The sequence below is a fragment of the Streptomyces sp. 8K308 genome (assembly GCF_004348315.1).
In the GTDB taxonomy this organism is placed as follows: Bacteria; Actinomycetota; Actinomycetes; order Streptomycetales; family Streptomycetaceae; genus Streptomyces.
Window position 1 is genome coordinate 1 of sequence record NZ_SMKC01000268.1, and the last position, 9,810, is coordinate 9,810.

At 73.4% G+C, this 9,810-nt stretch carries 10 protein-coding genes; 6 read left to right on the forward strand and 4 right to left on the reverse strand.

What is annotated here, in order from left to right:
- The first annotated feature begins 117 nt into the window (after positions 1-117).
- The 3 genes from E1265_RS27505 to E1265_RS27515 all read left to right on the forward strand — a co-directional run bounded on the left by E1265_RS27505 (position 118) and on the right by E1265_RS27515 (position 3,254).
- Positions 118-1,041, forward strand: a complete 924-nt coding sequence (locus tag E1265_RS27505; protein ID WP_132933696.1) for an LLM class F420-dependent oxidoreductase — start codon at positions 118-120, stop codon at positions 1,039-1,041.
- A 1-nt stretch (position 1,042) separates the two neighbouring features.
- On the forward strand, positions 1,043-1,927 hold the full coding sequence (gene mmuM, locus E1265_RS27510) for a homocysteine S-methyltransferase (protein WP_132933697.1): 885 nt from the start codon (positions 1,043-1,045) through the stop codon (positions 1,925-1,927).
- Positions 1,928-2,303: 376 nt separating this feature from the next.
- Positions 2,304-3,254, forward strand: coding sequence for a carbon-nitrogen hydrolase family protein (locus E1265_RS27515; protein WP_132933698.1), 951 nt, complete (start codon positions 2,304-2,306; stop codon positions 3,252-3,254).
- Positions 3,255-3,263: 9 nt separating this feature from the next.
- Here the strand turns inward: E1265_RS27515 and E1265_RS37335 are convergent, their stop codons facing one another.
- The 4 genes from E1265_RS37335 to E1265_RS27535 form a co-directional block, all read right to left on the reverse strand.
- Entirely contained in the window at positions 3,264-3,737 is a 474-nt protein-coding gene (locus E1265_RS37335) for a hypothetical protein (protein WP_165953904.1), read from the reverse strand.
- Between the two features lie 87 nt (positions 3,738-3,824).
- Positions 3,825-5,324, reverse strand: coding sequence for a tripartite tricarboxylate transporter permease (locus E1265_RS27525; RefSeq protein WP_132933699.1), 1,500 nt, complete (start codon positions 5,322-5,324; stop codon positions 3,825-3,827).
- 4 nt (positions 5,325-5,328) lie between these two features.
- On the reverse strand, positions 5,329-5,859 hold the full coding sequence (locus E1265_RS27530; RefSeq protein WP_132933700.1) for a tripartite tricarboxylate transporter TctB family protein: 531 nt from the start codon (positions 5,857-5,859) through the stop codon (positions 5,329-5,331).
- A gap of 85 nt (positions 5,860-5,944) precedes the next feature.
- Complete coding sequence (locus E1265_RS27535; RefSeq protein ID WP_165953905.1) at positions 5,945-6,928, reverse strand: tripartite tricarboxylate transporter substrate binding protein; 984 nt, start codon at positions 6,926-6,928, stop codon at positions 5,945-5,947.
- 276 nt (positions 6,929-7,204) lie between these two features.
- On the opposite strand from E1265_RS27535, the gene E1265_RS27540 reads away from it, so the two are divergent.
- Genes E1265_RS27540 through E1265_RS27550 form a run of 3 tightly spaced genes read left to right on the forward strand, consistent with a single transcriptional unit; the run spans position 7,205 to position 9,776 of the window.
- The gene (locus E1265_RS27540; protein WP_132933702.1) at positions 7,205-7,900 is read left to right on the forward strand and encodes a hypothetical protein; all 696 of its coding nucleotides are present in this window, start codon (positions 7,205-7,207) and stop codon (positions 7,898-7,900) included.
- Positions 7,897-9,111, forward strand: coding sequence for a histidine kinase (locus E1265_RS27545; protein ID WP_132933703.1), 1,215 nt, complete (start codon positions 7,897-7,899; stop codon positions 9,109-9,111). The genes E1265_RS27540 and E1265_RS27545 overlap by 4 nt, the downstream gene beginning before the upstream one ends.
- Positions 9,099-9,776: a response regulator transcription factor gene (locus E1265_RS27550; protein ID WP_132933704.1), complete on the forward strand. Its 678-nt coding sequence runs from the start codon at positions 9,099-9,101 to the stop codon at positions 9,774-9,776. Before E1265_RS27545 ends, E1265_RS27550 begins: the two co-directional genes overlap by 13 nt.
- Positions 9,777-9,810: the final 34 nt, after the last annotated feature.

Sequence of the window (9,810 nt, forward strand, 5' to 3'; positions counted from 1 at the left end):
GACAAAACCCTGCGCGGCGCGGCCCGCACCGCACCGCGGTGCGGTGCGGGGCCGCGCGCAGCGCCGAGGTGGTGGGGGGTCGTACGTACCCCACCCCCGCCAAGGGACAATGCCCGCATGGATCTCCGCATCTTCACCGAGCCCCAGCAAGGCGCCACCTACGACACCCTCCTCGCCGTCGCCAAGGCCACCGAGGACCTCGGCTTCGACGCCTTCTTCCGGTCCGACCACTACCTGAAGATGGGTGACGTGAGCGGCCTGCCGGGCCCGACGGACGCCTGGCTGACGTTGGCCGGTCTGGCCCGGGAGACCAGCAGGATCCGGCTCGGCACGCTGATGACCGCCGCCACCTTCCGGCTGCCCGGCGTGCTCGCCATCCAGGTGGCGCAGGTGGACGCCATGTCCGGCGGTCGGGTCGAACTCGGCCTCGGCGCCGGGTGGTTCGCCGCCGAGCACACGGCGTACGGGATCCCGTTCCCGGCCGAGAAGTTCCCGCGTCTCGAGGAGCAACTGGCCATCGTGACAGGTCTGTTCGGCACGCCGGAGGGGGAGACGTTCTCCTACGACGGCACCTACTACCAGCTGGCGGAGTCGCCCGCGCTGCCGAAGCCGGCGCAGGCGAAGCTGCCGATCCTGGTGGGCGGCATGGGCAAGCGGCGCACGCCGGCGCTGGCCGCCCGCTACGCGGACGAGTTCAACGTCCCGTTCGCCTCCGCCGAGGACAGCGCCGCGCAGTTCGAGCGGGTGCGGCGGGCCGCCGAGGAGGCCGGTCGCAAGCCGGACGACCTGGTCTACTCGAACGCCCTGGTGGCCTGCGTGGGCAAGGACGACGTCGAGGTGGCGCGCCGGGCCGCCGCGATCGGCCGGGAGGTGGACGAGCTCAAGCGTAACGGCCTGGCCGGCACCCCGGCCGAGGTGGTCGACAAGATCGGCCGGTACGCCGAGGCGGGCGCCAGCCGGTTCTACTTCCAGATCCTCGACCTGTCCGACCTCGACCACCTGGACGTGATCGCCTCGCAGGTCGCGCCCCAGCTGGGCTGACGTGTCCGCGCCGCCGCTCGCCGGTCGTGCCCTGGTCCTCGACGGCGGGCTCTCCAACGAGCTCGCCGCCCAGGGGCACGCCGTGGCCGGCGAGCTGTGGACGGCCCGCCTGCTGGTCGAGGACCAGGCGGCGATCCGCGCGGCGCACGCGGTTTACGTCCGGGCCGGCGCCGAGGTGTTGATCACGGCCAGTTACCAGGCGTCCTTCGAGGGCTTCGCCCGGCACGGCGTCGATCTGGCCGGCGCCGAGCGGCTGTTCGGGGACAGCGTGCGGCTGGCCAGGGCGGCGGCGGGCCGGCGGCGGGTGTGGGTCGCCGGTTCGGTGGGGCCCTACGGCGCGGTGTCGGCCGACGGCGGCGAGTACCGCGGCCGGTACGGGTTGAGCGTCGCCGAACTCGCCCGGTTCCACCGGCCGCGGATCGCGGCGCTGGCCGCCGCGGGCCCGGACGTGCTCGCGCTGGAGACGGTGCCCGACGTCGTCGAGGCGGAGGCGCTGCTGCGGGCGGCCGAGGGGTGCGGGGTGCCGGTGTGGCTGTCGTACACCGTCGCGGGTGGGCGCACCCGCGCCGGGCAGCCGCTCGAGGAGGCCTTCGCGTTGGCCGCGGGCGACGACCGGGTGCTCGCGGTCGGCGTCAACTGCTGTGCGCCCGAGGAGGTCCTGCCGGCGGTCGAGGTGGCGGCGACCACAGGCAAGCCGGTGGTCGCCTACCCCAACAGCGGTGAGGAGTGGGACGCGGCGCGGCGCGGCTGGCGGGGGAGCGCGGTGTCGCCGGCAGAGTACGCCGTCTCGTGGCGGGAGGCGGGGGCCAGGCTGATCGGCGGCTGCTGCCGGGTCGGCCCTGCGGAGATCGCGGAGTTGGCGGCCCGGCTGGCGCCGTCCGCGTGAGGTCTCGCGAATTCCGGCCGTGTTGGGGCGGCCGCCGCGCGCTCCAGGCGCCCCTGACGTCACAGCCGGGCGGCGCTCGCCGGCCGCGGCGAGGCGTTCCGAAGGGACGTTCCCGCTCTGACCGTTGGTAGTGAATAAGCCACTCACCGCGACCGAATCCCGCCGCTGCCCCATGGCGTTCTCCGGCGATTCCGGCACACTCGCAGCAGTGGGCGAGACCTCAGCGGTGCAGGGCAGAGGTCTCGCCCCCGCACGGGTTAGGGTGGCCCCATGCTTTGACGCCCGTCCCGCCTTCCGCGGGCACCCCCGCATCCTTCCGACGCCAGACGTGAGCGCCGTCAGCCAACACCGTCAGCGAAGGAAGGACCACCGCACCATGACCACACTGACCGTCGCCCTGCTCCAACTCGACCGCCCCGAGCCCGACCTGGCCGCCTCCAGAGAGGCGGGGGAGGCCGCCTGCCGGCGGGCTGCGGCGCTGGGGGCCGACATCGCCCTCTTCCCTGAGATGTGGAGCAACGGCTACCACTCGGCGGAGCCGATCGGGACCGTCTACCGGCACCCGGAGCTCTGGGCCGGCCGCACGCGCGTCACCAGGCCGGAGGGCGAGCCGGCCTGGCGTGGCGAGCCGATCGCCGTCGACTCCGGCTATGTGGCGCACTTCCGCGCGCTGGCCGCCGAGTTGGGCATCGCCATCGCGCTCACCTGCCTGGAGCGGTGGGCGGGCGCGCCGCGCAACACCCTGTACCTGATAGACCGGCACGGGCGTCTCGTGCTGACCCACGCCAAGGTGCACACCTGCGCGTTCGCCCTGCCCGAGGCGGAGCTCACCCCGGGCGACTCCTTCGACGTGGCCACCCTGGACACCGCTGCCGGCGAGGTGCGGGTGGGGGCGATGATCTGCTACGACCGGGAGTTCCCGGAGAGCGCCAGGTCGTTGATGCTGGCCGGCGCCGAACTCGTGCTGACGCCCAACGCCTGCGATCTGGAGGTCAACCGGCTCGCCCAGTTCCGCGCCCGTTCCTTCGAGAACATGCTGGCGGTGGCGATGGCCAACTACGCGGGCCCCGGCTGGGGTCACTCGATCGCCTTCGACGGCATGGCGTTCGGCCCCGCCGGGTCGCGGGACATGCTGGTGATCGAGGCGGGCGAGGCGGCCGGCGTCTACCCGGCGGTCTTCGACCTCGCGACGCTGCGCGCCTACCGACGCAGCGAGACCTGGGGCAACGCCTTCCGCCGGCCAGGGAGTTACGCCTCGCTGACGGCCGACGGGGTGGGGGAGCCGTTCGTCAGGGTGACCGCTGAGGGCCGCGCCGCCCCACGCTGAGCCGGCGCGTCAGGCAGGTGGGCCGGGCTCCGGCTCGTCGTCGGGGGCGAGGGCCGGCGGGCGTCCGGTGCGGATCGCCTCGGCGTTGGCGTTGGCGAGCCTGAGCTGGCCCATGGCCACCATCACCCGGGCGGCGGCGGTGCCAAGCGCGGTGATCAGGGCGGCGAGGGCGCCGATCGAGGCGGCTGAGCCGAGACCGTCCAGCGGACCGCCGCCGCCCGACGAGGCACCGGGCTCGGCGGAGGTCGTCTCGGGTCCTGGTGGCGGCTCCGCGGTGGCCGTGGGCGGCGCCTGCGGGGAGGCCTCCACGGTGCCCGTGGGCTCGGGAGGCATGCCCTCCACCCCGTCGTCGTCCTCGCCGGTGAACAGCAGCACGGCCACCGTGACCGCCGCGAAGACCAGCGGTGCGAGCCACGCCACCGTGCGCAGGGTGTGGAGCAACGCGCCGGCCACCGGCCTCTGTTGTCCCTGAGTGACCCCCATGTCACCACGGTACCGTCGGGGTGTGACACGGCGCCGCCCCTCGGCTACGGGAGGAGAGCCGAGGGGCGGCGGTCCGCGCGGACAGGGCTAGGCCACCGGCGTGCGGTCGCGGCGCGGCAGTGCCTTCCGCAGCAGCGGCCAGAGCAGGATCACGCCGATCACGGCGTAGACCGTCACGGCGAACGGCGAGTTGACCAGGCCGCTGAGGCTGCCGTCGCTGATCTGCAACGCGCGGCGCAGCTGGAGCTCGGCGGACGGGCCGAGGATCACGCCGAGCACGGCGGGCAGCACGGGCAGTCCGAACCGCCGCATCAACAGCCCGATCAGGCCGATGACCAGCAGGATCACCAGGTCGAGCGGCTGGGAGCTCACCGCGTAGGCGCCCACGGCGGCGAAGAACAGGATGCCGGCGTAGAGGTACTGGCGGGGGATACGCAGCAGCTTGGCCCACAGCGGCGCCAGCGGCAGGTTGAGCGCGAGCAGCATCACCAGGCCGACGAAGAGCGAGGCGATCAGCGCCCACACCAGGCTGGACTCGCGCTCGAACAGGAGCGGTCCCGGCTGGATGCCGTAGGTCTGGAAGGCGGCCAGCATCACGGCCGTGGTGGCCGTGGTCGGCAGGCCGAGCGTCAGCATGGCGCTGATGGTGCCGGAGGCGGAGGCGGAGGCCGTGGACTCGGGTCCCGCCACGCCCTCGATGGCGCCCTTGCCGAACTCGTCCCGGTGCTTGGAGAGCCGCTTCTCCGTCACGTAGGACAGGAAGGTGGGGATCTCCGCGCCGCCGGCCGGGACGGCGCCGAACGGGAAGCCGATGAACGGGCCGCGCAGCCAGGGCTTCCAGGTGCGGCGCAGGTCGTCCCTGCCGAGCCAGGGCCGGCCGACCGGGATGGGCTCCTGGGTGCCCTGGCGCAGGTGCAGCGCCACCCACAGGGCCTCGCCGATGGCGAACAGGCCGACCGCGACGATGACCACGTCGATGCCGTCCGCGAGCTCCAGCGTGCCGAACGTCAGCCGCTGCTGGCCGGTGAGGCGGTCGAGGCCCACCAGGCCGATGGTGAGACCGATGAGCAGCGAGGCGAAGCCGCGGATGCGGGAGCTGCCGAGCACCGAGGTAACGGCGATGAACGCCAGCACCATGATGGCGAAGTAGTCGGGCGCGCCGATGTCCACGGCCAGTTCGGCGACGAGGGGGGCGAGCAGCACCAGCAGGACGGTGCCGATCAGGCCGCCGGTGAAGTGGCCGATGGCGGCGGCGGCCAGGGCCTGGGCGCCGCGTCCCGAGCGGGCCATGGGATGGCCCTCGATGGCGGCGACCACGGCCGCGGTCTCGCCCGGCGTGTTGAGCAGGATCGAGGTGGTGGAGCCGCCGAACATGCCGCCGTAGTAGATGCTGGCGAACATGATGAACGCGGCGGTGGGGTCGAGCGCGTAGGTGACGGGCAGCAGCAGGGCCAGTGCCATGGCCGGGCCGATGCCGGGCAGCACGCCGATGGCAGTGCCGAGCAGCACGCCGACCGCGGCCCACAGCAGGTGGGTGGGGGTGAGGGCGGTGCCGAAGCCCTCGATGAGCGAGTTCAGTGAGTCCATGAGGCTACAGCACTTCCATCAGCGGGCCGCCGGGCAGCGGGGTGCCGAGCAGGGTGTCGAAGACGAAGAAGGTGACGACGGACAGGCCGGCCGCGATCAGCGGGTCGCGGTCGTAGGCCCGGCTGCCGAGGGCGAAGGCCGACCCCCAGAACAGCAGGGCACCGGCAATCGGGAAGCCGAGGGGCTGGATCAGCACGGCGTTGCCGAGGAAGGCGCCGACCAGCAGCGCGACCGTGCGCCAGTCGCCCGGCCGGTCGAGGTCGACGTCCTCGCCGCCCTCGGCCTCGCCACGGCCGCCGCGCAGCACGTCCACGGCGAGCAGCACGGCCACGACGAGCAGGGCCACGCCGACCACGGTGGGCACGGTCTTGGGGCCGACCGGGCCGCGCTGGGTGAAGTCGGTGCTCATGGTGATGACGTCGCCGAGCACCAGCAGGCCAAGCGCGAACAGCAGGGCGCTGACGCCCAGTTCCGACCGGCCACGCAGCCGCTCGCGCAGCCCGGTCCTTGAGGCGGTCGATTCGGAAGTACTCACAGCTTTCCCTCGTTCGCTTCTCCGCCCGAGCGGCGATTCTGACCCTTGGTTGGTGTGCGCGGCTCGGCTGCCGCTCGTTCGTCGCTCACAGGCCGAGCTCCCTCAGGATTCCGTCCACCCGCTCGTCCTCGGCGGCCAGGAAGTCGCCGAACTCGTCGCCGGTGAGGAAGGCGTCGGTCCAGCCGTTGACCTCGAGCGCTTCCTGCCACTCGGGCGAGTCGTGCAGCTCGGTGACCAGGTTGGTCAGCCGCTCGCGCTCCGCGTCGGTCAGGCCGGGCGGCGCGACGATGCCGCGCCAGTTGGTGAAGGTGACGTCGACGCCGGCCTCGGTCAGGGTCGGCGCGTCCAGGCCCTCGACGCGTTCGCCGCTGGTCACGGCCAGCACGCGCAGCTCGCCGGCCTCGATCTGGTCCAGGTACTCGCCGACGCCGGACACGCCGAAGGCGACCTGGCCGCCGAGCACGGAGGCCAGCAGTTCGCCGCCGCCGTCGTAGGAGATGTAGTTGACGCTGCGCGGGTCGATGCCGGCGGCCTCGGCCATCAGCATGGGCGCCAGGTGGTCGGGGCCGCCGGGCGAGGAGCCGCCGCCGACCGGCAGCGAGCCGGGGTTGGCCTGCCAGTCGGCGAGCAGGTCCTCGAAGCTCTGGTACGGCGAGTCGGCGGGGACGACGACGATGTCGGGCTCCTGGGTGAGGCGGGCGATCGGGGTGGTGTCCGCCAGGGTGGAGGTCGTGTGGTTGGTGTGCACGGCGCCCACCACGCCGAGCCCCATCGACATGGCGATCCGGCCGTTGCCGTGGTCGGCGACCAGGCTGCTCAGGCCGACGGTGCCGCCGGCGCCCGGCAGGTTGAAGACCTCGATGCCGCCGGTGAGCCCCGCGTCCTCGGCGGCCCGCGCGGCGGTGCGGGCGGTGATGTCGTATCCGCCGCCCGGCGTGTTGGGCACCATGAAGCGCAGGCCCGGGATGTTGGTGCCGGTCCCGGCGGGGTCTTCGTCGCTGAGGAGGGGAGGCACCACCAGCACGATCAGCGTCGCCGACAGCAGCGACAGGAGTACACGCAGGCGCACGGGACGCCGCCTTTCCATCGAACATCTGGTCGGGAGTTGAGGGCGCCACATGTTGCCTACGCGTTAAGCGGCCTGTCCATGCCCGATTCGGTTGCGGAACTAAGTCGCCTTTCGGTCATTGAGTTCACGACGAAAGTGAGGCTCCCGGGACGAGAGGATCCGACTTTGGATGACTGTCGCGGAGGGTGATCGAGGACTTAGCGTCGAGGGGTGCCCGCGCGGCGTGGCGCGCGGGCCCGGACGGAGGGCCCGGACGAGAAGGCGAGGAGCGAGCGCATGCCCACCGAGGCGGAGGAGCCGACCACCCAGCTGTGGCTGCCCCTGGTGGACCGGCTGGTCCTGCTGATCGGCGCGCCGGCGCTGGGCGTCGGCCTCGGCCTGCTGCTGCCGCCCGTCGCCGACTGGGTGGAGGGCCTGCCGTGGATGCCGATGCGGGGCCCCTTCGAGTTGGTGGCCTCCTTCGAGGGCCGCTGGGTCGGGGCCGCGCTCGCCGGGGTCGGGCTGCTGGCCGGGCTGCTGCTCGTGGTGATCGCCTTCGCCACCAGTCTTCGGGTCACGCTGAGTGACTCCCGCCTCAGCGTCCAGCTCGACGACACCACCCGCGTCATCGAGCGGGCCGCTGTCGACGCCGTGTTCATGGACGGCAAGAAGCTGGTGGTCCTGGACCGCGAGTCCAGGCAGCTGGTGCGGGACACCATCGAGGAGCGGCGGGCGGACGTCGCGCGGGCCTTCACCGCGCACGGCTACCCGTGGGCCGAGGCCGACCCGTACGCCGAGCTGTACCGGCGTTGGGTGCCCGACGCTCCCGAGGTGCCGGCGGCGGTCAACGCGCTGCTGAAGGTCAGGGAGGTGGCGCTGCGGAAGAAGGCCGCCGGCGACACGGCGGAGCTGCGGGCTGAGGTGGAGAAGCTGGGATACGCCGTGCGGGACGAGTCCGCCCGGCAGTACTGGCGTCCGCTGGTGCGGTCGTGAGATCCGCGGTGCGCTCCCACCGGCGCAACCGGGTGGTCGACGTCACCTGCGTCACCCTGTCGCTGCTGTGCGCGCTGCTGCTCTTCTTCGACTCCTGGGACGACCCCAGGTTCTCGACGCCCTACCTGGGCGTGGCCCTGGCGCTCGCGGTGGCCGGCTCGCTGCTGCTCGGCCGGCGCCGACAGCGGCCGGTGCTGGTGGCGGTGCTGGTGCTGGGGGTCGGCCTGGTGACGGAGTTGGTGGCCGCCGCCGTGCTGGTGTCGCTGTTCACGGTCGCCGTGCACCGGCCGTGGCGGGTCGCGGTGGCCCTGACCGCGGCGCACGCCGTGGGCAGCGTCCCCTTCGCGGTGCTCCATCCCGACCCCACCCTGGTCGGCGCCGGCTACACCGAGGTGGGGCTCGCGGTCTTCTCGTTCGTGCTGTCGTTGGTCGTCCTCACCCCCTTCGTGGCCTGGGGCATGGTGGTGCGGGCCAGGCGCGAGCTGGTGGACTCGCTGCGCGAGCGGGCCGAGCGCGCGGAGGCGGAGGCCGCGCTGCGGGCGGACCAGATCCGCGGCCGGGAGCGGGAGCACATAGCCCGGGAGATGCACGACGTGCTGGCGCACCGCATCACCCTGGTCAGCCTGCACGCCGGGGCCCTTGAGGTCCGGCCCGACATGCGGTCCGAGGAGGTGGCCGAGGTCGCCGGGACCATCAGGGCGAGCGCCCACCAGGCCCTGGAGGACCTGCGGGAGATCCTGGGCGTGCTGCGCTCGGGGCCGGGGGGCGCCGGGCCCTCGGCCGGCGGCACCCGGCCGCAGCCGGGGGTGGCGGACATAGCGGACCTCGTGGGGGAGTCCCGGGCGGCGGGCGCCGTGGTCGCGCTGGACGACCGGCTGCCGGAGGCGGCCGGCGCACTACCCGCTTCCATCGGCCGCACGGCCTACCGGGTGGTCCAGGAGGGGCTGACGAACGCCCGCAAGCACGCGCCGGGTCACCGCGCCCGGGTGCTGCTGGACCGCACCGGCGCGGGGGAACTGCACGTCAGGGTCGCCAACCCGCTTGCGGTCGCCGCGGCCGGACCGCCCGCCCCGCCCGGCGCGCGGTCCGGCCTGGTGGGGCTGAGCGAGCGGGTGTCCCTGGCGGGCGGGCGCATCGACTACGGTGCGCGGCGGGGGGAGGGCGGCGTGATCGATTTCTGTCTGGAGGCGTGGCTGCCATGGCCGACCTGATCCGGGTCCTGATCGCCGACGACGACGGCCTGGTGCGGGCCGGGATCGCCCTGATACTGGGTGCCGATCCCGGGATCGAGGTGGTCGGCGAGGTGGTGGACGGCGTCGAGGCCGTCGACGCGGCGCGGCGACTGCGGCCCGACGTGGTGCTGATGGACATCCGGATGCCGAGAATGGACGGGCTCGCCGCCACCGAGGAGCTGCGCTCCGGCGGTCCCGGCGACCCGGGCCCGGCGATCGTCGTGCTCACCACGTTCAACACCGACGAGTACGTGCTGCGGGCGCTGCGCGCCGGGGCCAACGGCTTCCTGCTGAAGGACGTGCCGCCGACCGACTTCCTGCGCGCGGTGCGGGGCGCGGCCGCCGGCGAGTCCATGCTCTCGCCGGCCGTCACCACCCGGCTGATCGACCACGTGGTGCGCGGCGAAGGGCACGACGAGCGCCGCCGGAAGACCGACCGCGCCCGAGCCTCGCTCGCGACGCTCAGCGACCGCGAGCGCGAGGTCGCCCACGCCATCGGCGAGGGCAAGTCCAACGCGGAGATCGGCGGCGAGCTCTTCATGAGCCTGGCCACAGTGAAGACCTACGTCTCCCGCATCCTGACCAAGCTGAACTGCGGAAACCGGGTCCAGGTCGCGATCCTCGTCCACGAGTCGAGGGAGTGACGGGCCGGCCCCTGGCCGGGGTTCTTTCCCCACC

Coding starts and splice junctions, on each gene's coding strand:
- E1265_RS27550 (WP_132933704.1), top strand. CDS start 9,099: ATGGCCGACCTGATCCGGGTCCTGATCGCCGACGACGACGGCCTGGTG.
- E1265_RS27515 (WP_132933698.1), top strand. CDS start 2,304: ATGACCACACTGACCGTCGCCCTGCTCCAACTCGACCGCCCCGAGCCC.
- E1265_RS27540 (WP_132933702.1), top strand. CDS start 7,205: ATGCCCACCGAGGCGGAGGAGCCGACCACCCAGCTGTGGCTGCCCCTG.
- E1265_RS27505 (WP_132933696.1), top strand. CDS start 118: ATGGATCTCCGCATCTTCACCGAGCCCCAGCAAGGCGCCACCTACGAC.
- E1265_RS27525 (WP_132933699.1), bottom strand. CDS start 5,324: ATGGACTCACTGAACTCGCTCATCGAGGGCTTCGGCACCGCCCTCACC.
- E1265_RS37335 (WP_165953904.1), bottom strand. CDS start 3,737: ATGGGGGTCACTCAGGGACAACAGAGGCCGGTGGCCGGCGCGTTGCTC.